A 26,306-nucleotide genomic window follows, 5' to 3' on the forward strand; every position below is an offset into this window, starting at 1 on the left:
CCCTTACAGGTATGGCACAGAAGAAACAATTACAGGCAGTACGTGACCAAATAAAGTCGGGAAAAGAACTCACAAAAGCAGAAAACACACTTCGTGGATTATTGGTTGATTCGGCTTCTAAGAAGAATAGTAAAATATGGCTCCTTCTCTGTGATGCATTAACAAAACAATATGAGCAGGGAAATGAAAAATTATATTTGAAACAAAAGTATGACACGGCAGCCCTGTTTACTGTAACAAGGAAGTTGTATGATGTAATGTCACGCTTTGATTCTCTTGATGCTCAACCAGATGCTAAAGGAAGGGTACGTGCTAAATATAGAGCTAAGCATGCAGAATTCCTAAACTCTATTCGTCCGAATCTCTTCAATGGAGGTTCATATTTTATCCATAAGAAAGATTATAATACGGCCTTTGATTATTATAGCGATTACTTGCTGTCAGCAAATTATCCTCTGTTTGAAGGTTATGACTATATGCAGAAAGATGCTCTTATTCCACATGCTGCTTATTGGGCTATGTTCTGTGGTTATAAGCTTAGTGATGCTGATAAGATTATGCAGTTTAAAGAGCAGGCAGAGCGTGATACCTCTATGCTAAACTTTGTTAGGCAGTATGAGGCTGAAGCATATTTGATAAAAAAGGATACTGCCATGTATGTAAAGTCTCTACAAGCAGGTTTCGAACAATATCCTAATTTTGCCTTCTTCTTCCCACGATTAGTTGAATATTATGCTAAGATTGGAGAACATCAAAAAGCATTAGAAATCACGGAGCGTGCTTTGAAAGCTGATTCCACAAGTCTTTTGTTTCGTTTTGCTAAAAGTACAGCATTGCTGAACCTTGGTAGATACAATGAATGTATTGAGATTTGTAAGCAGCTGATAAAAGATAAAGACACTTATGCTGATGCTTATTATAATATAGGACTTGCCTATTTTAATCAAGCGATAGAATTAAATAAAGATAGGCAGAAGTATCGTGCCAACAAGGAAAAGATTATAACATTATATCAGCGTTCTAAACCCTACATGGAGAAATACAGAGAGCTTGCTCCTACCGCTAAGAGTAAATGGTTAGCACCTTTGTATACTATTTACCTTAATTTGAATATGGGTAAGGAATTCGATGAAATTGATAAGTTGAGAAAGGAAAGATAAAGATGAATAATAATATTCTTAATAAACTTGGTATCACGCTCAATGCAATGCAGGAGGCTACGGCTGATGCAGTATTGCATACGGGTAAAGATGTTGTAGTGATGTCACCGACAGGTTCAGGTAAGACTTATGCTTACCTCCTACCATTAATTCAGCGCTTAGATGCTTCGTCAGATGCACTGCAGGCTGTAGTGTTGGTACCTGGACGTGAATTGGCATTGCAGTCAGCTAATGTTCTTAAGGATATGGGTAGTGGCTTACGTTCTATGCCTTTATATGGTGGACGTCCAACAATGGAAGAGCATCGTGTATTGAGAGATGTAAAACCTCAGATAGTCTTTGCAACTCCAGGACGTTTAAACGATCATCTTGATAAGGCTAATATTAATGCAGAAACGATAAAGTGGCTTGTCATTGATGAGTTTGACAAGTGTCTTGAATTTGGTTTTCAAGACGAAATGATGAGTATTCTCTGTAAGTTACCAAATATAGAAAGACGAATCCTACTTTCAGCAACAGAGTCTGAAACAATTCCTAACTTTGTATCAATGGGTAGGACCGTTCATTTGGATTATCGTACAGAAGATGAGAATATTCCTGATCGTATTCGTCTTTACACAGTTACAAGTCCCGAAAAGGATAAACTTGAGGTATTGAAGAAACTTCTCCTTTCTTTAGGTGACAAAAGTAGTATTGTATTCTTGAATTATCGTGACTCTGTTGAACGTACAGCCTTATTCTTAAAAGAGAATGGTTTTACAATCAGTTGGTTCCATGGTGGCTTAGACCAGCGTGAACGTGAAGCTGCCCTTTATCGTTTCTCTAATGGCTCTGCACCAATACTTGTTAGTACCGACTTAGCTTCACGTGGGTTGGATATACCAGATGTTGACAATATTATTCATTATCATTTCCCTGAAACTGAAGATAGCTATGTGCATAGAGTAGGGCGTACAGCACGTTGGGATAAGGAAGGAAGAACCTTCTTCATTCTTGGTCCAGAAGAACATTTGCCAGAGTATGTTACCAATAAGTATGAAGAATATAAGATACCAGAGACTTTACCAAAACCATCTCAGCCTCGTATGGCAACAATATATATAGGTAAAGGAAAGAAAGATAAAATCTCAAAAATAGATATTGTTGGCTTTCTTTGTAAGAAAGGTGGATTAAAGTCTTCTGAGATTGGAAAGATTGATGTGAAAGATCGTTTTACTTATGTAGCAGTTTCACGCACAAAGATTAAAGAAATAATTTCATTGACTAAAGGTGAAAAAATAAAGGGTATTCGTACCGTTGTGGAAGAGGTAAGGTGACACATTATACAATGTGTCACCTTTTTCTTTAACATCCCTCTCCACGTGTATAAAACACATACTATCTTGCAAATAAAAAAAATGATGTTTTATTTGGAAGTATAAAAATAAAAGCGTATCTTCGCATCGTAGACCATAAAAACCTATTACAATATTTAATACTGATAATAACTACAAAACATAAGTCAAACTTAAACTAAACAATCGAGATGAAAAAGTACAATTTTGGTGCAGGTCCATGTATCCTTCCACGTGAAGTAATCGAAAAGACGGCAAATGCCATTTTAGATTTTAATGGAATTGGTCTCTCAATTGCAGAAATCAGCCATCGTTCAAAGGATTTCCAGCCAGTAATGGACGAAGCTATGGCTTTAGTAAAGGAAGTGTTAAATGTCCCAGAGGGCTATTCAGTGCTTTTCTTGGGTGGTGGTGCATCACTTGAGTTCTGCATGATTCCTTTCAACTTCTTGGTAAAGAAGGCTGGTTATTTGAATACTGGTGTTTGGGCAAAGAAGGCCATGAAGGAAGCTAAGTTGTTTGGAGATGTTGTTGAAGTTGCTTCATCTGCAGATGAAAACTATACATATCTTCCAAAGAACTTCGATGTTCCTACAGACTTGGATTATTTGCACATCACTACCAATAACACAATTTATGGTACTGAATATCACAAAGATTTAGATGTACCAGTTCGTTTGATTGGTGATATGTCTTCAGATATCTTTAGCCGTCCAGTTGATGTTTCTAAGTACGACTGCATCTATGGTGGTGCACAGAAGAATCTTTCTATGGCGGGTGTGACATTCATCATTATTAAGGATGAAGTTCTTGGTCGTGTACAACGTGAAATCCCAACAATGTTGGATTATCGTACACATATCAAGAAGGGGTCTATGTTCAATACTCCTCCTGTAGTACCTATCTATACAGCTTTAGAGAACCTTCGTTGGATTAAAGCAAATGGTGGTGTAGAAGCAATGGAGAAACTTGCTAAGGAGCGTGCTGATATTGTTTACGGTGAAATCGATCGCAATAAGTTGTTCCGTGGCACAGTTAAATGTGAGGAAGATCGCTCTTACATGAACATCTGCTTCGTTCTCAACGATGAGTATGCAGAATTGCAAGATGAGTTCTTTAAGTTCGCTACTGAAAGAGGAATGGTTGGTATCAAGGGACACCGCGATGTTGGTGGTTTCCGTGCAAGCTGCTACAACGCAATGACAGTTGAAGGCTGCAAGGCCCTTGTTGAAACAATGAAGGAGTTTGAAGCTAAACACTAAATATATAAAGATTAGACTTAGCAGTGGTGTACATGCCACCTGCTGAGTCTAAACGATAACTTTACTATATCTAACCCAAACATTAAGGCTATGAAAGTTTTAATTGCAACTGAAAAACCATTTGCACCATCTGCAGTGCAAGGTATTACAACAGAACTTAAGAATGCAGGACATGAGGTTGTTCTGCTTGAAAAATATACAGAGAAAGCTGAATTGCTTGAAGCAGTAAAAGATGCTGATGCAATGATTGTACGCTCTGATAAAGTTACACCAGAAGTACTTGACGCAGCTAAACAGTTGAAGATAGTTGTTCGTGCAGGTGCTGGTTATGACTCTATTGATACAGCCTATGCAAAGGAGAAGAATGTTGTTGTAGAAAATACTCCTGGACAGAACTCTAATGCTGTTGCTGAACTTGTATTTGGTTTGTTGGTATATGCTGTACGTAGTTTCTATAATGGCAAGGCAGGCACCGAATTGATGGGCAAGAAAATTGGTATTCTTGCTTTCGGTAATGTTGGTCGTAATGTAGCTCGTATCGCCAAAGGCTTTGGTATGGAAGTGTACGCATACGATGCATTCTGCCCAGCAGAGGCTATTGAAGCAGCGGGTGTTCATGCTTGTAAGACACAAGATGAATTATTCCAGACTTGTGACGTTTTGTCACTCCATATCCCTGCAACTCCACAGACCGTTAAGAGTATTGATTATCGTTTAGTCAATCTTCTTCCAAAGAAGGGTATTCTCATTAATACTGCCCGCAAGGAAGTTATCAATGAGGAGGAACTTCTGAAGTTGATGGCTGAGCGTGAAGACTTGAAGTTTGTGACTGATATTATGCCTGATGCTGATGCTGAATTCAAGAAATTTGAAGGACGTTATTTCTCTACTCCTAAGAAGATGGGTGCACAGACAGCTGAAGCTAATAATAATGCTGGTATTGCTGCAGCAAAGCAGATTAATGCTTTCTTTGCTACAGGTGATACTAAATTCCAAGTAAATAAATAACTTTCTAATACATAAGGGTTGATTGTCTTAATCTACTAAGTGAGGTTGTGACTTTTAATCCTTTTATTTTTATTTAAAAACTAACACTATGGCAGTAATAAAACCTTTTAAAGGTATCCGCCCTCCAAAGGACTTGGTTGAGTCTGTTGCAAGTCGTCCATACGATGTTTTGGATTCTGAAGAAGCTCGTGCAGAAGCTGGTGACAACGAGAAGAGTTTATATCATATCATCAAACCAGAAATCAACTTTGAAGTTGGCACAAGTGAATATGATCCAAGAGCTTATAATAGTGCTGTTGAACAATTCCAGAAGTTCCAAGATGAAGGTTGGTTAGTCCAAGACGATAAGGAGCATTACTATATCTATGCACAAACTATGAATGGCAAGACTCAATATGGTCTTGTTGTTGGAGCATATGTTGATGATTATCTGACAGGTAATATTAAGAAGCATGAGTTAACGCGTAGAGATAAGGAAGAAGACCGTATGAAACATGTTCGCATTTGTAATGCTAATGTTGAACCAGTGTTCTTTGCTTATCCTGATAATCAGGTACTTGATACTTTGTTGGCTCGATATGCTGCAACAAAACCTGAATATGATTTTGTTGCACCTGATGATGGTTTCAGACATCAGTTCTGGGTTATTACAGATGAAGCTGACATCAAGACTATAACTGAAGAGTTTAAGAAGATGCCAAGTCTTTATATTGCAGATGGACACCATCGTTCTGCTGCAGCAGCTTTAGTAGGTGCAGAGAAGGCTAAGAACAACGAAAATCATAAGGGTGACGAGGAGTATAACTACTTTATGGCAGTATGCTTCCAGGCAAGTCAATTAACGATTCTTGACTATAATCGTGTTATCAAGGATTTAAATGGCATGGAAGTTGCTGAGTTCTTAAAAGCTTTGGAGAAGAACTTTACTGTTGAGTTGAAAGGACAAGATGAATATCGCCCAACAAAGTTGCATGAATTCTCTATGTATCTCGACGGCAACTGGTATAGCTTGGTTGCTAAACCTGGTACATACGATGATAATGACCCTATTGGTGTTCTTGATGTTGACATCTCAAGTCGACTGATTTTAGACGAACTAATGGGCATTAAAGACCTCCGTTCAGACAAACGTATTGATTTCGTTGGTGGTCTGCGTGGTCTTGGAGAACTGAAGCGTCGTGTTGATAGTGGTGAAATGCGTTGGGCGTTGGCACTCTATCCTGTATCAATGCAGCAGATTATGGATATTGCTGATAGTGGAAAGATTATGCCACCTAAGGCTACATGGTTTGAACCAAAACTTCGTTCTGGTCTTGTCATCCATAAGCTGGATTGATACAAGATTAACATTTAATGAATGGATAGCGATAAATATAAGACAATAAAAGAGAAAGCGATTAGCGAGGGATATTACTCTGAAAAGCGGAGTAAGTTCCTCGCTTTTGCGCATCATGTTGATTCTGTCGAAGAGGCGTTAGAGATAGTAAAAGAATATCGAAAGAAGTATTATGATGCTCGCCATTGCTGCTATGCTTATAGAGTAGGTTTTGATGGTACTGAATTCCGAGCAAATGATGATGGTGAACCGTCTTCAACAGCAGGTAAGCCTATTCTTGGACAGATTGACAGTTATGGATTAACAAATACACTCATTTGTGTTATTCGGTATTATGGAGGTATAAACCTCGGTACTGGTGGTTTGATTGTTGCCTACCGTGAGGCTGCAGCAGATGCATTATCAAATAGCGAGATAGAAGAAAAATTCATTGAAGAGGAAGTGAAATATACATTTACTTATCCGATGATGAATGATGTTATGCGAATCATTAAGGAAATGAATCCTCGCATTATTAATCAAGTATTTGACAATACTTGCGAAGTTGTTCTCTCTATTAGAAAAGGGCAAGCAGAAGAACTACGTACCCGACTGAAGAAACTATCATTTGAATAAGTTTTTGGAGATTATTTGGCTAATTAGGCATATTAGGCTAATTGGACATATTAGAGTAATTGAGCTAATAAAAATAATCGAATAAAAAGTATTTTATTAACTTGTTATTGTAAACTATTTTGCACTCATTAAAATCAAAACATGTCCTTTTAGCTTCTAAAAGATGCCTAATTGGCTTGTAATAGATGCCCTATTGGGGTCTTACTAACGCCCTTTTGAAGGCTAATTAAGCACCTTTTAAAATTCATCCTTATAACTACTTGAAAACTTGTTAGTTACAAGACCACCTTTTAAATATCTTTTTTGTCTTTACTTTAAGTTGCTTATACAAAATTATGTAATGTTTTTTCATAGTCACATCGGCAATTTTTTGAAGGGTTTAGAAGAATTGTTTTTATGGAGCAAAAAGAAAAATTAGTAGATTAAAAGTATGCCATAACTATGTTTTAGTGTATTAGTTATTATCAACTCTTCGAATAAAGCAATGCAACAATCATTTAGGTACTTTATAAATAAACCCTATTTTATCTCTTTACACTTTTTGTTTTTTTACCTTTTTAAACTCTTCTATTCCATTTTTTTTGTGTTACTTTGCAGGTAATTATATGAGTTTACTAACGTATTAATCCTACTTATTAAGGATATTTTCTCGAGAAAGTTGTTAATGACTAACATTTTAAATATGAATAGGAGCTTGAAATGGCTGGTTGCAATTGTAGCAACACCTGTCATTCTGTTTCTTATCCTCGTAGCTTTACTATATTGTCCACCCGTTCAAAATTGGGCTGTAAAGCATGTGGCGGCCTATGTTTCAGACAAGACTGGAATGGAGGTAAGCATCGATAGGGTCAATCTATCTTTTCCTTTAGACCTTCAGTTAGATGGTCTAAAGATGCTTCGCCCGAATGATTCTATCCCAAATAAGAAAGATACGGTGGCAGATGTACATCGCTTGGTGGCTAATGTAGACCTATTGCCATTGCTTAAAAGTAGGGTAGAAGTAAACGAATTAACATTTACAAAACTCAAAGCAAATACCGTCAACTTTATTGGTGACCTACGTATTCGTGGTGATTTGCAACGCTTGCATATTGTTAGCCATGCAGTTAACCTTGTTGGTGATTCTGTTCGTGTTAACAAAGCAGATATAGAAGGGGGATGGGTAGATATTGCATTGGGAGATACTGTACCCGAAGATCCAAACAAACAGAAACCACTTTGGCGTATCAATATAGATAAACTTAATCTTACAAAAACGGATTTTCGCCTCCATATGCCTGGCGACACAATGAGTGTTCACGCAAACTTCAAGAAAGCAGTAGCTAATGGAGCTGAACTTCTATTACATGACAACATATACAAGGTTGCAAACGTAGATTGGCAAGGCGGTGATTTTAGTTATGATCAAAACTATGTACGCCATGCAAAGACAGGTTTTGATGCAGCACATATAGCCATGCAAGATGTTATTCTGGGTATAGATTCCTTCCTATATGCTGCTCCAAAGATTCGATTACGTGTTCGTACAGCTAATATGAAGGAAAAGAGTGGACTGATAGTAAAGGATTTCCGTGGACCATTTTCTATGGATTCTACAAGTATCAATCTACCTGATTTGTATTTCCGACTACCTAACACTGAGCTTTCTGGACGGTTTATGATGGACATGAATGCCTTTGCTGATAAGAATCCTGGGCAGATATCTACTCAGTTAGATGGTTTTCTACGTCTGGAAGATTTGCACCCGTTCCTAACCTCCGTACCAAAGAATATTTATCAGGCTATTCCTAATCAAAGTATCATCATAAAGGGTCAACTGGATGGAAATCTTCGTTCAGCAGCTTTTAAACAGCTTCGTTTAGCTATGCCAGGCTATTTTGACCTTACAGGAACAGGATGGATAGCTGATATGATGTCTGGAGCTGGTCATCTTCGCAGTGACTTAAAGCTTAAAGGAACAGCAAGTAATCTTGGTTTTGTTTCTAAATTATTACCACGTGATGTGCGCAAGACAATAGCTTTCCCACATGGAGTAGGTATAAATGGTGATATTCATGTGCGTAAAACGCTGTACACAGGTAGCATACAGTCGACACAAGGTGGCGGACGTATTCGATTGAATGGTGCTTATAATACAGCAACAGAACTATATCGTATTACAGCAGATGCGACTTCATTCCCTGTTCATCGTTTCTTACCCAATATGGGTTTATCAGCTTTCTCCGGAACAATAAAGACGCAAGGACGAGGCACAGACTTCTTAAATCCAAAATCATCAACCAATCTCAGCCTTCGTATTCGTAGTTTCAAATATGGTAACTACGTATTGGATGGCTTGAATGGAGACATTTCAAAACATGGAGAGCAACTTTCGGCTCATGTAAAGAGTACGAACCGAATGATAGGTGGCGACTTCACTTATAAAGGCAGAGTTAATACAAAACTTGTGGATGGTCATCTACGTGGTTGGTTACGTCGAGTTGACTTGCACGCCATGGGCGTAATGAATCAAAGATATGTAGTTTCTACATGGGCTGATGTTGATATACACTCTGATATGAAGAACATTCATCATGTCAGTGGTCCACTTCGTTCGTTCCGCCTTCTGCAAGAAGGACGAAAGAAAAGTAGACTTTTAGCAGCTGGAAACTTTGATGTGCGAGCTGATGTACGCCCTGGTAGCCTTGACACTCACATAAAAGGAAATCTATCAGAAGCAGATTTGCAGGCTTTTGGATTTATAGATAAGCATTATATAACATCTGCTAATACAGACATTACGCTTCGTTCAGATATGAAGAAGTACTATGCTGTAAGTGGAAATGTGGGTAATTTATTACTAAGCGAACAACGTAAGGGAGAGCGTTTACCATTAGCTGAAGGTAATTTCAATCTTGATGCAACCATGCGTGGTAATCAAATTGAAGGTTCAATAAATGGTGTTTTCCCACGTGTAGACCTTTACCAATTAGGAATTGTAGACAAAGCGATGACAAGTAGTTTCTCTACTAACACCTCGTTTGCAATGTCTGGCAAAGATAATTTGAATGTTCGTGGTTTGATTGGCAATCTTCGTGTTACCGAAAAAGACCGTACCTATACTCCAGGTGATGTGAATGTCGACCTTATGAGTCGTCGTGATACAGTGCATGCAGTTCTGAATGGTGGAGACTTCCATCTCAGTACAGCTTTTAATAGTAGTGTCAACCAATTGGCAGAAAGTGGAAAGCGAATCTATAAGACTGTACGTGAGCAATTGACTAATCGTCGTATAGATCAGTCTGCTATACTCCGTCAGTTACCAACAGGACACTTTACGCTCCGCAGTGGACGTGATAACTTATTCTCTAACTTGTTAGCACGAGATGGATATGCCTTTAGTCAGGCAGATATTAACCTGACATCATCACCAACAAAGGGACTCGATGGAAGAATTAGTATTGATTCTTTGGTATATAATGATATTCTTCTCGATAGTATTAGGGCTGACCTTAACAGTATTGATGGACAGTTGAACTATACGCTATCTGTAATAAATAACCCTAATAATACATATCCTTATCATGGATCTTTGCAGGGTGCGCTCTACGAACATGGTTTGAAGACACATGCAACCATCCTTGATAATAAGGGTAAGACTGGTTTCGACTTAGCGATGAAGGCTGCTATGAAGGGTAGGGGAATAGAACTTTCAATTACTTCTCCTCAATCTATCTTAGGTTATAAGTCATTTGCTGTCAATGATTCCAACTATATCTACATTGGACGTGACCGTCGTCTATCTGCCAATCTTCGTCTGGAAGCAGCTGACGGAACTGGTATGCTCGTATCAACAGAAGATAATGATCCTACTTCATTACAAAATGTTACACTCTCAATGAACCACTTTGAGTTAGGCAGTTTGTTTGAAATCTTACCATTTGCACCGAAGTTGTCGGGTATGTTGGACGGTGACTATCACCTTGTTCAGACTGAAAAGGAACTCACGATATCAAGCGATATGACTATTAAGAAGCTTGTTTATGAGAATAGTCCTATGGGAGATGTGGGCACACAGTTTGTTTATATGCCTAAGGGAGATGGTACTCACTATGTTGATGGTATAATAACACAAAACGGAAAGGAAGTCGGTTCACTTTCGGGTATCTATAATAATGAGGGGGCTGGAGAACTTGATGCAACCTTAGAGATGAACCGTTTCCCACTGAATTACGTCAATGGCTTCGTTCCTGACCAAATTGTAGGACTCGATGGAGTAGGAGAAGGAACCCTAACGGTAAAGGGTCCACTTAAGAACTTAGACTTCAATGGTGAGATTTATCTTGATTCAACTTATTTGGTGAGTGCACCTTACGGCATAAGGATGCGCTTTGCGGATGATCCTGTTCAAATACACAATAGCCATATTCAGTTTGAGAACTTCGAACTCTTTGCAAGTAATGGTTCACCACTCGACATATCGGGCTACTTAGACTTCTCTAATCTTAATAAGATGCAGCTTGATGCACAACTGAGGGCTAAAAACTTCCAAATCATTAATGCAAAGAAGAATCCTCGTTCAGAAGTTTATGGAAAGGCTTTCGTTGACTTTACAGGACGAATAAACGGCCTTTTAAACAACTTACAGTTAGTTGGAAATCTTGATGTCTTAGGTAGTACAGATGTCACATACGTAGTACGCGATGGTACATTATCTACTGATGACGATTTGAAAGACCTCGTTCAGTTCACCAACTTCAATGATTCTACGGTTAATGTTGTCAAACGTCCAGATATTACAGGCTTTACAATGGGGCTTAATGTAGATATTGATGAGCAGGCACATGTATTATGTGCGTTGAATGCAGATCAGTCTAATTATGTCGATTTTGTAGGTGGTGGCAATCTACTTCTTAATTATGACCCAACCAATGGTGTGCAGGTTCGAGGTAGATATACGTTGAGTGATGGTAAGATGAAATACTCTCTGCCAGTTATTCCACTTCGTACTTTCAACATTAAAGACGGAAGTTATCTTGAATTTACGGGTGATCCGATGAAACCAACACTGAAAATTACCGCAACGGAAGAAGTCAGAACAAGTGTTTCGAATGGTTCGGGTGAAGGTAGGATTGTTGATTTTGAGTGTGGTGTAAGCCTTACCAAGCAGTTCCCTAAACCTGGTGTGGAATTTATTATAACTGCTCCAGACGACCAAGAGATGCAGAATATCCTTAATACGAAGAGTGTTGAGGAACGCTCAAAGCTTGCCGTTACAATGTTGGCATCAGGTATGTACTTCGATGGTGATAACTCAGCAAGTGCTAATACTGCCATGAGTGGTGCATTAGCGGGCTTCCTACAGACACAAGTCAACTCTATTACGGGTAAAGCCCTTAACTCTATGGGACTCGACTTGACTGCCAATATGGAAAGTGCTGCCGATGTGAATGGTAACTTACACACCGACTATACCTTCAAGTTCTCAAAACGTCTGTGGAATAATCGCCTACGTATCATTATGGGTGGACGAGTTTCAACAGGTTCACAGTTCTCTGAAGATAATGGTGCTTACTTCGATAACTTCTCGCTTGAATATCGCCTAAACCAAAAAGAAACCAAGTATTTGAAACTCTACTATGAGCGTGAGGCATACGATTGGTTAGAAGGTAACTTGAGTGAGTTTGGTGCTGGCTTCATGTGGCGTCGTAAGTTACGTCATTTCAAGGATATATTCCGCTCTAAAGAAGATAATCCAGTAGTAGCACCACAGACTGAGAAGCCTAAACGAGATACATTAATAAACTTTGTAAATGACAAAAAGAAATAAATATATTAGAACAACAGGTGGAAAAGGAGTCATAGAACTATTTGCTTTTATGGCATTCTTATTCATACTTGTTGCCTGTAGTACGACTTCAGCAATCCCTGATGGTGAACACCTATATACAGGTATGGAGCCGACAAAATACAGTAATTACAAAGAAAATCAACACTTCAATGATGTGAAAGAAGAGTTGGATCTTGTGTTAGCAACTAAGCCTAATGCCGCTTGGTTGGGTAGCCCCAGTGTGCGTTCTCCTTTCCCTATCGGGTTATGGATATGGAATGCTTTCTCACAAGATACAACCGGACTCAGTCGTTGGTTAGTACGTGCATTTGGCTCTTCACCAGTATTAATGAGTTCAACAACACCTGATTTGCGCGTAACGGTTGGTGAAAATCTCTTACGCAAACGTGGTTATTTCAACGGAAAGATAAGCTATGAAAAGCTTGCACAGAGTAATCCAAAGAAGATGCGACTACAGTATGCTGTTGATATGGGACGTCTGTGGTTGCTCGATAGCGTACAATACACCAACTTTCCACCTTCAGCAGATAGTTTGATAAGAACCAATCTTGATAAAGCAATTATCCGCAAGGGAGATGCTTTTGATGTAGCAACACTTGAACAAGAACGCAAGCGAATAACTGATTTGTTCCGTAATAATGGTTATTATTATTATCAGAATAACGATGCGAGTTATCTTGCTGACACAACGAAGGCTTATGGCTTGGCTTCTATTCGTCTGCAGATGGCGGATTCAGTAAGTGATAAAGTATTGAGAAAATGGACAATAGGAACCATTAACATCAACCTACAGCGTCAGTTCATAGATTCTCTTACTCAGCACAAGCGTTTCCGTGATGTCATTGTGAATTACAACGGTTCGCACATGCCACTCCGTCTACGCGCCATAGCTAATGATTTAAAGATATGGCCGGGTACTGTGTATAATAACGAACTATTTGAAAAAAGCCAGCAACAGCTGAATGGTAGCGGATTATTCTCTGCTACGAACTTTACTTTCACTCCACGTGATAGCACTGATTCATGTAATATCTTAGACATGACCATTAATTGCATTTTTGATAAGCCTTATGACTTCTATATTGAGGCTTATGGAAAGGGGAAAACAAGTGGTAGATATGGTCCAGAGGCTATTATTGGTCTGACAAAACGTAATGCATTCCGTGGTGGTGAGAAACTTAATTTACGCATACATGGTTCTTATGAATGGTCGGCAAGTAGTGATGATGACGGCCGTGATCGCCTTGGACTGAATAATTATGAGTATGGTGCTGAGACCAGTTTACAGTTTCCTCGCCTTGTTAATCCATTCGTTACACCACCACGAAAGCGTTGGGAACGCGAAGAGAGAAAGAGTGCTGAAGCTGCAGAGAAGGGACTTGTATATATCCCTAAGGGACCACGCATCTATTATACAACACCATCAACGACCCTTAAAGCTTCTGTTGATGTGTTGAACCGTTCTAAGTATTTCAAGCGTCATGTTGTGTCAGGCGAGTTAACATACCAGTGGCAGCCAAACGAGCGTAATAGCTATTCGTTCTCTCCTTTGACACTGACTTATGAGTATATGCATAACGTGACTGACCGTTATCTTGAATTGATTGATAGTGTTCCTTATCTTGAGGTATCATTGGCAGACCAGTTCATTCCAAAGATGATGTTCCAACATACGTTTATGAGCCCAGCACGTTATAAGAGTCCGATTAAAATATGGACAACGGTTAGTGAAGCTTCAAACATCTTGTCTGCAGGTTACGCTGCCTTTGGTAGACGTTGGAGCGAAAAAGACAAGAAACTCTTTAAGAATCCATTTGCACAATTTGTGAAGATTGATGCTAATCTTACAAAAGTATGGAGTCTTGGAGAGAAGAGTGGCATTGCAGCCCACGTCAATTTAGGAACATTATGGGCGTATGGCAACAGTAGATTTGCACCTTATACAGAACAGTTTTATGTAGGTGGAGCCAATAGCATCCGTGCGTTTAATGCCCGCCAGATTGGTCCAGGACGTTATCGCTCAACGCAGCGTCGACGCTCATACGTAGAACAGACAGGTGATATCAAAATACAGTTCAACCTTGAGTATCGTCCTCACCTTATGGGCTCCCTCTATGGTGCCGTTTTCCTCGATGCTGGTAATGTATGGACAATGCACTATGATGATGGTCGACCAGAAGGACATTTCAAGTTTAAGAATATATTAAATGAAATGGCACTCGGTACGGGAGTTGGTTTGCGCTATGATATTGGCTATTTTATGATTCGTCTTGATTGGGGACTTGGCTTACACGTACCTTATGAAACAGGCAAGACTGGTTTCTATAACATATCAAAATTTAAGGATGCACAAGCCTTCCACTTAGCGATTGGTTTGCCATTCTAATCTTTTTGATTTTCAACTATTCAGCCCTGCTAATCTGATTAGCAGGGCTGAATAGTTTTAATTAGGTCTTATTATTCCTTAAGATGGTAACTATAATATGCTCTAACATCAATTTTTATTTACGTGTTTATGCCAGACACATATAGTGCTGATGCTTAACACATATGGTGCTGATGCTTAACACATATGGTGCTGATGCTTAACACATATGGTGCTAATGCTTAACACATATGGTGTTGATGCCTAACACATGTAGTGTTAATGGTAAGTACACATATTCTTTAATATCAAACACATTGAATATTACTATTTGGTAGAAGGCTGTAGAGCATCAGAAATGTACTTTTAAACAACTATAAGCAAACAAAAAGACTTTACAAAAATATCAAAGTACAGAATGTTTTTTAATCAAAAAACACCTCTTTCTTATGCGTTTGTAACTTACAGCAATACAGATAGTTATAAACTTGCATTTTAAAAGGTGCTTAGTAAGGCTTCAAAAGGGCGTTAGTTAGAGGTCAAAAGGGCATCTATTGAAAGCCAATTAGGCATCTTTTAGAAGCTAAAAGAGTATGTATTAGAATTACAACTATGGAAAATATCAGACAAAAAGTAAGATGGAAACAAACCTTTATACAAAAAGCTCCTATGTTAGGAGCTTTTAAAAACGAGTTATCTTGTATATTTAGTTATGTTACTATACAACTCAATACTTGTTATTCTCCTCTCTGGAGGACAGAAGTTTGGAGTGAAGATTATTTCCTCACATAGTTTACAAACGCATATGCAGGATTATCGTCAGCAGCAGGACGTTCCTCACATGATTCTACAACCCACGTATCATCATTATATTCTGGGAAGAAAACATCTGCTTGTGGAGGAGTAGCAGCTATCTCTGTAAGGTAGAGATGGTCTGCTATAGTAAGCGCCTCTTTATAAAGACTTGCTCCACCAATGATAAATGCCTTTTCTTCTGCCCCAATATGTTTAAGCGCTTCTTCAAGTGAAGAATAAACATCGCAGTTAGGGAAGTCTGTTTCCGTTCTACTGAGTACAATGTTTCTACGATTAGGCAGAGCACCTTTTGGTAATGAATGGAAGGTCTTACGCCCCATGATAACAGTATGTCCTGTTGTTAGTTGCTTAAAACGCTTAAGGTCTTCTCTAATGAAATAGACCATATCATTCTGATAACCAATGGCACGATTGGCTGCTACTGCAGCAATGATATTTATTTCCATAATGGTTTTTTTGGACCTCCCCCAACCCCTCCAAAGGAGAGGAGTACTGATTTAGCAATCAATTTGGTGAAGGATTTAAAGTTCTTGACTAATTTAATATACTATTTTAGAAGTTGAGAGAATTGATTATTTTTCATACTCCAACTACTTTCTATTTGCACTCCCCTCCTTTCGGAGGGGTTGGGGGAGGCTTCCTTTACACTGCAACAACTCCCGGAATGTGTGGCAACGGATCGTAACCAATCAGTTCAAAGTCTTCATACTTAAAATCAAAGATATCCTTTACATCAGGATTAATCTTCATCTTTGGCAGTGGACGTGGCTCACGAGTAAGCTGGAGTTTAGCCTGTTCAAGATGGTTTAGATAGAGATGTGTATCACCTGTTGTATGGATAAACTCACCAGCCTCAAGACCTGTTACCTGTGCAATCATTTGCAAAAGGAGAGCATATGATGCAATGTTAAAAGGGACACCGAGGAAACTATCTGCCGAACGCTGATAAAGTTGGAGCGATAGTCTACCTTCTGCAACATAGAATTGGAAGAGACAGTGGCAGGGTGGGAGAGCCATATCTTCCACCTCAGCAGGATTCCATGCTGTGACCAACATACGACGTGAGTCAGGATTATGCTTGATCATATCCACCACATTCTTAATTTGATCGATTGTACCTCCCTTGTAATCAGGCCATGAACGCCACTGATGACCATAGACCGGACCAAGTTCACCATTCTCATCAGCCCACTCATTCCAAATCCTTACACCATGCTCTTGTAGGTAGCGCACATTCGTATCACCACGTAAGAACCAAAGTAATTCATAAATAATACTCTTCAGATGAAGCTTTTTAGTTGTCAACAGTGGAAAACCATCGCGCAAGTCAAAGCGCATCTGATGTCCAAAAATGGATAAAGTTCCTGTTCCGGTTCTATCACCTTTCTGTGTTCCTTCTGTGAGGATGCGATTGAGGAGGTTTAAATATTGTTGCATAATTGTTCGTTTATTTCTAAGATATTATAGGGATATATTGTTTTCTATATTTTTCTTGTCTGCATTTATATTATAAAAGAACCAAAGGCTCGTCTGGTATATGTGTACTCTTTATGCGCCATTCTTGTGGATAAAGATTGTTCGCACGGTTTCCGAGATTCTTTGCAAAGCCTATCGGATACCCTTTATAAGTAAGCAGAATGATACCACGTGGAGTATCAGAAGATAGTACAATAGCCTCATGACGAAGATAAGCGATAGCTGTTTGATAATCAACCTCTACATTAGGATAGGCCGATTTATCAGTTGAAAAGGAGAGTGCTAACGTATGGTCAGGGATAACATTCTTCCCTTTTTGCATTCCATCTTTTACTCCATGCGAGAGAATACGAAGACGTTTACGAGCTTCTACAATAGCTTTATCAACATCAATAGTTGTCTTATTGATAAACGTCTTGTTCTCTCCATGCTTACGAATGATAGCCATAAAGATACCTTCTCCACGTGTCTTACCAGGAATGAAGCGATAAACTGGAAATTCCCGACCGTCTTTAAGTGGGTTATCAATGAGTGAACCTGTTATATTCCATGCCTCTTCTGTAGGCACAGAGAGGAGTTCAGCATCGTATTCGTTGAGAATCCACGCAATATTCTCTTCATCTTCATGCGCATTAAAGGTGCAAGTTGAATAAATAAGAATACCTCCAGGCTTTAAGTTGTCCCATATATCAGCAATAATACTACGCTGAAGTTGCCAACAGTTCTCTACATTCTGTAGACTCCATTCCTCTATTGATTGTGGATCTTTACGAAACATTCCTTCACCAGAGCAGGGTACATCGGCTATAATAACATCAAACCCAAGCTTTGTCTTTTTGTAATCACGAGGGTAATTGTTCGTAACAGCGACACCCTCATGACCAAACTTTTGAACGTTCTCTGCTAATATTTGTGCACGTTTCCTTATCGGTTCGTTAGAGAAAAGGAAGGAACCTGCAGGTAAGGATGCACGTGCACAAGTTGTTTTACCACCTGGTGCAGCACAGAGATCGAGTGCCATAACTGGCTGTTTTACCATGTGTTGTAATACATGAGATAGAAACATAGATGATGCTTCTTGCACATAATAAACCCCAGCATGAAGTAGTGGATCAAACGTAAAGTTAGGTCTTGTATCCAACCAATAGCCTTCCTTACACCAAGGAATAGGCTGAGGATTCAACTCTGGATTAACTTTATGAGTCGTTTCTGCCAACTTAAAGGGATTAAGACGTATACTCACCGGTGCTGTTTCTCCCAATCCTTTTAGGAATGTATGATAAAGTTTATCACCAAAAAGACTACGAGTATAATCAGTAAAAGCAAGAGGAAGTCTTTCTTCAACTTCTTCTATAGTCCTTATTTCTTGCCCATTTAGGTCTAAAGAACAAGGAGATTGTGCTGCCTGACATTGTCGGCTCTTATCTTTTATCATATGTTTAGGGAATGTTAATGATAATCATTCCATCGTCATCAAGACTTTCTTTTTTCTTTGGTTTTGGCTGTTGCTTAAGGTTTCCCTTCTCATCAAACATACCATATGTGGTTCGAAGCACTGTAAACTCAGTACGGCGGTTCAATTGATTGGCTATTTCTTGCTTCTCCTTATCGAGTTTCTTGATGAAATCTTCAGTGAGAACATCGTTTTCCTTTAGCCAAGGGTACTTCTCTGTAACCTTCTTACGAATCTTCTTTGGACGTTCTTTACCATATCCAACAGGTGTAAGACGGTCGCGAACAATGCCATGTGCAGTGAGATAAGCCACTACGGCATCTGCACGTCGTTGTGAAAGACGTTTATTATAATCAGCAGAACCAAGGTAATCGGTGTGAGCCGAGAGTTCTATTGTTACGTTAGGATTCTCTTTGAGAAGATTGACAAGAGCGTCCAAAGCCTTCTCTGATTCTGGTCGAAGTGTCGCTTTATCAAAGTCATAGAAGATATTGTCTATCAATATAGGTACGTTGATTCCTGCTAAAGCAAACTGAAGGGTATATACTTTAGAATCATCTACATTCCCAACCTTAATCTCCTCCTTATGATTTAAGTAGCCATTGCAGGTTGCAAGGAAGATATAATTAACGCCAGGCTTTATCTCTTGTTCGAAAGAACCATCTCCTTTGACAGCTAACTTCTTGTTAGTTCCATCATCACCAACCATAAATATCTGTGCTGCCGGCAACTCGTAACCATCCATTTCATAGACCCATCCCTTCACAGTCTGAATGATTTCAGGGAGTTCAAAGCTATAGATATGATCCCAACCTCGACCATCACCACGGTTTGAGGAGAAGAAACCGCGATCATGAATGCCCTCGAAAGTCATACCAAAGTCGTCACCTTGTGAGTTAAGAGGGTATCCAGGATGTTCCAAGTGGTAGCGACGATCGTTGCCAACCTTAGCTATAAAGATATCAAGACCACCCAAACCACCATGTCCATTACTTGAGAAATAAAGGTCACCGTTAGGTCGGAAAGTAGGGAATTCTTCATCTCCTTGGGTATTGATAGGCTCTCCGAGGTTCTCAACACCTCCCGTTGTACCGCCTGTCAGACGTACACGCCAGATATCAAGACCACCTTTTCCACCAGGCATATCACTGGTAAAATAAAGCCAATTACCATCTGGTGAGACGGCAGGATGTGCAAAACTCGATAGCGTATCACGACTAATTTCCAACTTATTAGCCTTTCCCCAAGCTGCATCAGAGCGATTACTTACTGAAATTTGAGCATAGCGAGGATTGCTTGGATCGGTCAAACACTGTGTAATATACATTTCCCTCCCATCGACAGAAAAAGCAGGTGTACCCTCATCAGCCTCTGTATTCAATGCAGACTCTATAGCCTTCGGTGTACTCCATTTGCCTTTATCATCCTTTTCACTAAGGAAGATGTCACCAGCCTTTGCACCAGTAATACCGCTCAATTCGTCACCTTTGGCTTCATTTCGTGTAGAAGTAAAGTAAAGCTGTTCGTATTTATCACCAAAAAGCATTGGCGAATAATCCTGTCGACGTGAGTTAAACACGTCCATACGCTTCACAATATACTTTGAACCACGCTCTTTTACGCTTGCAGCTATTGATGCAGCCTGAAGCTCTTGAGCTATCAATTGATTGTTGGGCATTGAATCAAGCGCAATGCGATACTCCTTAACAGCCTCCGCATAACTACCTTCCTTCATTAGATTATCAGCCAAACGCTTATGCGTCTCACCATTATCCAGCTTATAGCGGATAACATTTCTATAAGCTGATATTGCCCGTTGAGAGGACGAAATACGCTCATAACACTCAGCCATCTTCAAAGAAAGCTCTCCACGTTGGCGTCTATCCTTAGGCGAAGTACGTTGATAAGCTGTTTTAAATTGGTTCGCAGCGTCATAATATTCGCCCAAGAAAAGGTGTTTTTCGCCTTTCTTAATATTTCTATCTATACCGCATGACGTCAGCATCAACGTGACACCAACAGCTAACAGAAGATTCTGTCGCTGTTTGCGAAGTATATGTAAAAGCCTTAGGTAGTTCATATTAATATTCTAACGCTTACTCTTTCAATTTATTGCCTATATTCTTTATCTGTCTTCTTATAAAAGAAATAACTCGTAAACTTGTTTACTTGTAAACTTGTCAACTAACTTATAGTTCCACAACCGTGATACCTGCACCGCCAAACTGTACATGTTCATCGCGATAGTTTGTAACATTAGGAACACTGCCAAGATACTGTCGGATTAGCTGACGAAGTATACCATTGCCTTTACCGTGAAGAATACGCACCTGACTTGCCCCAACAAGAATAGCATCATCAATAAAGTATTGCACCTGATTTAAGGCTTCATCAGCCCTCATACCACGTACATCCAACTCTTGTCGGAACTGGTTACGATGCTTATCAATGGTTTCACGAGTCTCACGACTATAGTTATAAGCTTGGAATTGCTTCTGTTCTGACTGAATAGTTGCCGCATCAACATGCTCCAAACGACTAATAGCCATCTTTGTTCTCATACCACCAAAGATAACAGTTGCCTGTTTTCCTTCAATAGATTCCACCTTACCAACAGACGTTAGACCCTTTATACGTACAGAATCACCAGCCATAACGAGTCCACCTCCTTGCTGTTTACGTACGGCATTCTTCAATGCTTCAGCAGCTGCTTGCTGCTTACTTGCTTTTTCTTTCAGATGCTGTTCGTGGCGTTCCTTACGACTCTTAATCTTGTCAACCTTCTTTTGGAAATCGTCATCAGAGAGCAATCCGCCACTCTTAAGTTTCTTCTTATTAGACGTATCGCTCTTATCATTCTTTCCTGCATCCGTCAATCCCGCTTCGTAAGCAGCTAATTCCTGACGAATACGCTTGGTTTCTTCCTTCTCAGCCTGCTTCTCTCTGATTTCACGGATAGCGTTTTCTATACGTCGATTACTCTCCTTGATAATCTCCTCTGCCTGTGCCTTGGCACGGTTGAGAATCTCCTTACGACTTTGTTCTAACGCTGCAATATCCTTTTCATATTGACCGATACGTTTCTCCAACTCCTTCTCATGGCTGTGAATGGCTTGACGCTTATTCTCCCAATAACGTTTATCTCGAACAATATCCTGTAAGTACTTATCACTCTGAATATAATCAGATCCAACAATCTCTGACGCATCACGGATTACTTCTTCTGGTATTCCCGTCTTTCGAGCAATCTCAATAGCAAACGAACTACCGGGTCTACCGATTGCCAACTGGAAGAGTGGGCGCATTTCATGGCGGTCATAGAGCATCGCACCATTGACTGTACCAAGATGTTCTTCTGCAAAATGCTTGAGGTTCTGATAGTGGGTTGTTATCACAGCCCAAGCATGCTTCTTCCAGAACTGACGTAAAACAGACTCGGCAATTGCTCCACCAATCTGTGGTTCCGTACCAGTTCCAAACTCATCAATGAGGATAAGCGTAGACTCTGAAGCACGACGCATCATCACCTTCATATTCATCAAGTGAGAAGAATAGGTACTAAGATCGTTCTCAATACTCTGTTCATCACCGATATCTATCATAATATCCGTAAAAATACCAGTGGTTGAGCGGTCGCCAACAGGAATCGAAAGACCGCACTGAAGCATATACTGAAGTAAACCCACAGTTTTCAAACAAACAGATTTACCACCAGCATTCGGACCAGAGATAATCAGTAAATGCTTATCTTTTGTGAGTTGAATATCGAGAGGAACAACACTTGAAGGAACGTTTCGTGTATTGTTCTCTTCTTCTAATATAGTGTCGTAATCTTGTGTGTTATCAACTTCATTAGAAACTTTATCTATTTCATTATTATCATCAGATAATGAGGTGTTTAACTTATTATTATTTTTTCTTTCTAATGAAAGTTGAAGTAGGGGATGAATAGCTCTAATCCAATCAATATGAGGCTCCTCTGCCACCTGTGGTTCAAAACTCTTAAAGAGTCGAGCCAACTCAGCCTTTGCACGAATAAAGTCTACAGCTGCCATAAGATTGTATGAATCGAGAATCTCACGCACATTCGGACGTACCTTCTTAGCAAAGTCCGTGAGAATTCGAATCATCTCTCTACGCTCCTCATTCTCAAGTTCGCGAACCTTATTATTAGCCTCTACAACCTCAGTAGGCTCAATATATACCGTCCTACCCGTAGCACTTTCATCGTGTACAATACCCGAAATCTTACGTTTTAAGCCCGGTGCAACAGGGATAACCAGTCGACCATCACGCAATGTAGGTGTGACATCCTTCTCAACAAGTCCTTCACCCTGTGCAGCACGCAAGATACCATATAACGTACGTGAGATACTTCCCTCGATGCGCGCCAACTCACGGCGTATCTGAAGTAGTTCTGGAGAAGCATTGTCACGCATTTTACCGAATTTATCGATAATCTGTGAGATGCGCTGAACAAGCAGTGGGAAGGTTGCTACACCATCAGCAAGATTATAGAGAGCAGGGTAGTAATGACGTATTTCGCCCTGTTCCGTCTCCTCTCCACGGCTCAGAAAGTTCACAATAGCAATAATTGTCTCTAATGAACGCTTCAAATCAAAGAGTTCTTCAACCTCCATGTAGGTTCCTTCCAAGCGGATTCGTGCCACACTTTCACGTACATCAAAGAAATTATCTAAAGGAAAGTCGTCTTGTCCCTCTTGTATTCTACGAAACTCTCTAATCTCTTCCATCCAAGTATTCACCTGTACGGCATCGGTTGAGAAACTCATTGCATCAACTCGTTCCTTACCTAAAGGTGACAAACAGCGTGCACGCAGAAGTGAGCGCACCTCTGTGAAACCAATCTTTTGCTCAAAGTTCTTGGGATATATCATTACTTTTATCTTCTCAATATGTTATTTGTAGGCTTTAATATCAGTATCGATTCCACTGATAAATTACTAAATCAACAATCCTTTTTGCTAATATATGAAACAGCCTATTGAACTGCAAATTTACAAAATGTTTCTGTAATATGGATAGTATAAGTGCAGAACCTTTGACGCTAAGTTGATTATTAATCCACATCTGACTGTTATTTCAATTCATACTATTGTCTTCTGAATCAATGTTTTTATTGTTTCCCAACAATACATTGCTCAAGCAGATGAGTTGTTTGTAGCTTATTCACCTTATAACAACTTCTATAAGAGTTCTAACTTTCCATTTCCTACTAACAGATTACAGCTTATCACATAGAGTATGAATGCTCCGCACATGTGGTGTTGATACTCCGCACCAATAGTGCTGATGCTTCGCACCATTGGTGCTAATGGTTAACACCACTACACTTTACGTTTAAAACATAAGTAATTTGTGGTTTGAAAAACATTATAACACCCTAAACAGACAAAGAATACAAGTTTTTCAATGGTAATGTATGGTTTTTCTATTTTTGAACCTATTATTTAATATTTTTGTGTAAGTTTGCATATGATTCTACGGAAGATTATCTTTATTGCTGAAAGTCTATTACATAAACTCATTCACTGAGGTCTATCTATATGAGAAAACTACTATTCATAATACTTCTAACATGCTTTCAAACATCATTGTATGCTCAGACTAACAATGTGTTACTGAGTCGTATCCTACGGCAGGTACAGCTATTCCCGCAAGAGAAGACCTACGTATTTACCAATGCAGATAGTTATCAAGCAGGACAACGTATTAACTTGCGTGTCTTCTTAGTGAATGCAGTAGTTCATCAGGCGGATAGTGTGAGCCGTTATGTATACGTAGAACTTCTTAATCCAGAACGTCTCGTTGTGAAACGAGTACGTCTAATACGAAGCGATCAAGGTTTTGTTGGTCATATTGACATTCCTGAAGGAGTGGTGAAAGGACGTTATTTATTACGTAGTTATACGAAGAATATGTTGAACCTCAGTCGATATGAAAGCCTTAAAAGTATCTTTATTGGTGGACATGGAAAGCTATTACCGTTTAAGTATGGGGACACTATAAACATCATTAATAGCAATTCGAAAATAAATCTATCTATCAATAAATTAAACAAGAATATTAAAGTAAGTATTAACAATCCATCAGATAGCTTAAATAGTAGCTATAGACTATTTGTTCACTGTCGTTCAATCCCTCTTTTCTTTGGAAAAATAAGCCAAGGAAGAGATATTATTCTGAGTTATGATAGTCTTTCTCAAGGCGGTATTTATTCTTTCCAGCTCTTGGATTCTAACTTAAAAACGGTTGTAGAGAAACTGAATTTCTTATATCCAGAGAAAGAACAGTGTCCGATTTCTGTAATATGGATGGCGGCAGAGAAATCAAATGATGGGCAAATACCTTTTATTATTAAGGCTGATAGCTTACGAGAAGGAGAAACAATGGACGTTTCTCTACGTGTAGAATATGCCGGAACTGACGATTTAGCAGAACAATCAAACATTCTTTCTCATTTATTATACGATATGGATGTGGCAGATTGTCCAGAAGAACCAGCATCTGTTCTTTCTAATAATGAATCAGAACGATTGCTTGACAGCTGTAGTTGGAATCGGTATCGAATGGCAGATGTAATCAGAGGGGAATGTAAGAAGGGAAAGATTGGTATCGAAAAGTCTGCTGTAATACGTGGACGAGTTGAAACATTGGTAGGGCATAAAGCTATAAAAGAAGGTATTGTAAATCTTATTTCACCCGATAAAGGCTTTTATGCTGTTACTAAAACCGATGCACAAGGTCGTTTTTCATTTGAAGGAATAGATTTTCCTGAAGGTACACAGTATGTTCTTAATGCCTTTACAAAAGCTGGAAAATCGTGGGTAAAACTGCTATTAGATGAAGAGGAGTTCCCTGCTTATAAAGGTCAACTTCCGCCGTTTGAATGGACGAGTAATGATACAACACGCGTAGATGCAACATTAGAATTGCCGAAAGGGGGTATACAGATGGAAGAAGTGAATATCTTCAGTCATCAACCTACCTATTCTTCTCGTTCTGATGCTTATGCACGAACTGCTGACTTCTCCTTTGGTCTACGTGATATAGAGAGTATTGGTGCAACTTGTTTGCATGAATTATTGCGTAGAGTACCGAGTGTTACGGTTGAATTGGGGAAATGCTATGTACGTGGAGGTACAGCTGTAGATGGAAAAAGACCAGCCGCTATTGCCATAGATGGGATATTTGTCAATGATGATTACGATTTAGACAACATCCAGATGTCCGATGTTGAGAGAGTAGATGTCTTTAAGGGCGGCTCAACAGTTATCTGGGGAGCGATTGGTGGTATGGGTGTTATCTCTATAACAACGAAGAAAGGGGATTTCAAAGCGGCTTCTGTACCACTGACAAATACGAAGACTTTTACTACATTAGGCTATCAAATTCCACAAAGTTACACTCCTAACGCACATACTCCAGTGTGGTTACCTTCATTACGCGGTAGTTCTTTCCGTCTACTTTTACCTGCAGAATATAGTTCAAACTATCGTATTATAATTGAAGGTGTGACAAGTGAAGGGAGAATTATCCACTATGTGGGAGAGTTAGGGAAGTAGGATAGGGTGGTTACATTGGTGTTCTACACTCTATTAAGAGCTATTCAAGGAAAATAATTAGAGGA

General features: G+C 39.4%; 14 protein-coding genes. 9 read left to right on the plus strand and 5 right to left on the minus strand.

Annotated features, from left to right (window positions below):
- Positions 1–11 precede the first annotated feature (11 nt).
- The 8 genes from HMPREF1505_RS08870 (at position 12) to HMPREF1505_RS08905 (ending at position 14,931) form a co-directional block, all read left to right on the plus strand.
- Complete coding sequence (locus HMPREF1505_RS08870; RefSeq protein ID WP_226893200.1) at positions 12–1,160, plus strand: hypothetical protein; 1,149 nt, start codon at positions 12–14, stop codon at positions 1,158–1,160.
- Positions 1,161–1,162: 2 nt separating this feature from the next.
- Complete coding sequence (locus tag HMPREF1505_RS08875; protein ID WP_036924757.1) at positions 1,163–2,476, plus strand: DEAD/DEAH box helicase; 1,314 nt, start codon at positions 1,163–1,165, stop codon at positions 2,474–2,476.
- A gap of 209 nt (positions 2,477–2,685) precedes the next feature.
- On the plus strand, positions 2,686–3,756 hold the full coding sequence (serC, locus tag HMPREF1505_RS08880; protein ID WP_013265365.1) for a 3-phosphoserine/phosphohydroxythreonine transaminase: 1,071 nt from the start codon (positions 2,686–2,688) through the stop codon (positions 3,754–3,756).
- A 90-nt stretch (positions 3,757–3,846) separates the two neighbouring features.
- A complete protein-coding gene (locus HMPREF1505_RS08885) occupies positions 3,847–4,764 on the plus strand; it encodes an NAD(P)-dependent oxidoreductase (RefSeq protein ID WP_036924759.1) in 918 nt (305 codons plus the stop codon).
- Positions 4,765–4,852: 88 nt separating this feature from the next.
- Positions 4,853–6,100 carry a DUF1015 domain-containing protein gene (locus HMPREF1505_RS08890; protein WP_036924761.1) on the plus strand — a complete coding sequence of 416 codons (1,248 nt, stop codon included), beginning with the start codon at positions 4,853–4,855 and terminating at the stop codon, positions 6,098–6,100.
- 21 nt (positions 6,101–6,121) lie between these two features.
- Positions 6,122–6,715, plus strand: a complete 594-nt coding sequence (locus HMPREF1505_RS08895) for a YigZ family protein (protein ID WP_013265280.1) — start codon at positions 6,122–6,124, stop codon at positions 6,713–6,715.
- A gap of 682 nt (positions 6,716–7,397) precedes the next feature.
- Positions 7,398–12,524, plus strand: a complete 5,127-nt coding sequence (locus HMPREF1505_RS08900) for a translocation/assembly module TamB domain-containing protein (protein WP_231480386.1) — start codon at positions 7,398–7,400, stop codon at positions 12,522–12,524.
- Positions 12,525–12,573: 49 nt separating this feature from the next.
- Positions 12,574–14,931, plus strand: a complete 2,358-nt coding sequence (locus tag HMPREF1505_RS08905) for a BamA/TamA family outer membrane protein (protein WP_155948932.1) — start codon at positions 12,574–12,576, stop codon at positions 14,929–14,931.
- Between the two features lie 755 nt (positions 14,932–15,686).
- Here the strand turns inward: HMPREF1505_RS08905 and HMPREF1505_RS08915 are convergent.
- The 5 genes from HMPREF1505_RS08915 to HMPREF1505_RS08935 form a co-directional block, all read right to left on the minus strand.
- Entirely contained in the window at positions 15,687–16,172 is a 486-nt protein-coding gene (locus HMPREF1505_RS08915; RefSeq protein WP_036924769.1) for a dihydrofolate reductase, read from the minus strand.
- Positions 16,173–16,368: 196 nt separating this feature from the next.
- Positions 16,369–17,163, minus strand: coding sequence for a thymidylate synthase (locus tag HMPREF1505_RS08920; protein WP_036924771.1), 795 nt, complete (start codon positions 17,161–17,163; stop codon positions 16,369–16,371).
- 70 nt (positions 17,164–17,233) lie between these two features.
- Positions 17,234–18,637: a hypothetical protein gene (locus tag HMPREF1505_RS08925; protein WP_051412356.1), complete on the minus strand. Its 1,404-nt coding sequence runs from the start codon at positions 18,635–18,637 to the stop codon at positions 17,234–17,236.
- Positions 18,638–18,641: 4 nt separating this feature from the next.
- A complete protein-coding gene (locus HMPREF1505_RS08930) occupies positions 18,642–20,735 on the minus strand; it encodes an OmpA family protein (RefSeq protein ID WP_036924773.1) in 2,094 nt (697 codons plus the stop codon).
- Positions 20,736–20,844: 109 nt separating this feature from the next.
- Positions 20,845–23,553 carry an endonuclease MutS2 gene (locus tag HMPREF1505_RS08935; RefSeq protein ID WP_036924775.1) on the minus strand — a complete coding sequence of 903 codons (2,709 nt, stop codon included), beginning with the start codon at positions 23,551–23,553 and terminating at the stop codon, positions 20,845–20,847.
- A 669-nt stretch (positions 23,554–24,222) separates the two neighbouring features.
- Between HMPREF1505_RS08935 and HMPREF1505_RS08940 the strand changes: the two genes are divergently transcribed.
- Complete coding sequence (locus tag HMPREF1505_RS08940) at positions 24,223–26,241, plus strand: TonB-dependent receptor plug domain-containing protein (protein ID WP_231480387.1); 2,019 nt, start codon at positions 24,223–24,225, stop codon at positions 26,239–26,241.
- The last annotated feature ends 65 nt before the right edge of the window (positions 26,242–26,306 follow it).

It is taken from the genome of Prevotella sp. ICM33 (assembly GCF_000517825.1).
Taxonomy (GTDB): Bacteria; Bacteroidota; Bacteroidia; order Bacteroidales; family Bacteroidaceae; genus Prevotella; species Prevotella melaninogenica.

Bases quoted from the DNA above. Each gene is read 5' to 3' on its own strand.
- HMPREF1505_RS08870 (WP_226893200.1), top strand. From the start codon at position 12: ATGGCACAGAAGAAACAATTACAGGCAGTACGTGACCAAATAAAGTCG.
- HMPREF1505_RS08875 (WP_036924757.1), top strand. From the start codon at position 1,163: ATGAATAATAATATTCTTAATAAACTTGGTATCACGCTCAATGCAATG.
- serC (WP_013265365.1), top strand. From the start codon at position 2,686: ATGAAAAAGTACAATTTTGGTGCAGGTCCATGTATCCTTCCACGTGAA.
- HMPREF1505_RS08885 (WP_036924759.1), top strand. From the start codon at position 3,847: ATGAAAGTTTTAATTGCAACTGAAAAACCATTTGCACCATCTGCAGTG.
- HMPREF1505_RS08890 (WP_036924761.1), top strand. From the start codon at position 4,853: ATGGCAGTAATAAAACCTTTTAAAGGTATCCGCCCTCCAAAGGACTTG.
- HMPREF1505_RS08895 (WP_013265280.1), top strand. From the start codon at position 6,122: ATGGATAGCGATAAATATAAGACAATAAAAGAGAAAGCGATTAGCGAG.
- HMPREF1505_RS08900 (WP_231480386.1), top strand. From the start codon at position 7,398: ATGAATAGGAGCTTGAAATGGCTGGTTGCAATTGTAGCAACACCTGTC.
- HMPREF1505_RS08905 (WP_155948932.1), top strand. From the start codon at position 12,574: ATGGCATTCTTATTCATACTTGTTGCCTGTAGTACGACTTCAGCAATC.
- HMPREF1505_RS08915 (WP_036924769.1), bottom strand. From the start codon at position 16,172: ATGGAAATAAATATCATTGCTGCAGTAGCAGCCAATCGTGCCATTGGT.
- HMPREF1505_RS08920 (WP_036924771.1), bottom strand. From the start codon at position 17,163: ATGCAACAATATTTAAACCTCCTCAATCGCATCCTCACAGAAGGAACA.
- HMPREF1505_RS08925 (WP_051412356.1), bottom strand. From the start codon at position 18,637: ATGATAAAAGATAAGAGCCGACAATGTCAGGCAGCACAATCTCCTTGT.
- HMPREF1505_RS08930 (WP_036924773.1), bottom strand. From the start codon at position 20,735: ATGAACTACCTAAGGCTTTTACATATACTTCGCAAACAGCGACAGAAT.
- HMPREF1505_RS08935 (WP_036924775.1), bottom strand. From the start codon at position 23,553: ATGATATATCCCAAGAACTTTGAGCAAAAGATTGGTTTCACAGAGGTG.
- HMPREF1505_RS08940 (WP_231480387.1), top strand. From the start codon at position 24,223: ATGAGAAAACTACTATTCATAATACTTCTAACATGCTTTCAAACATCA.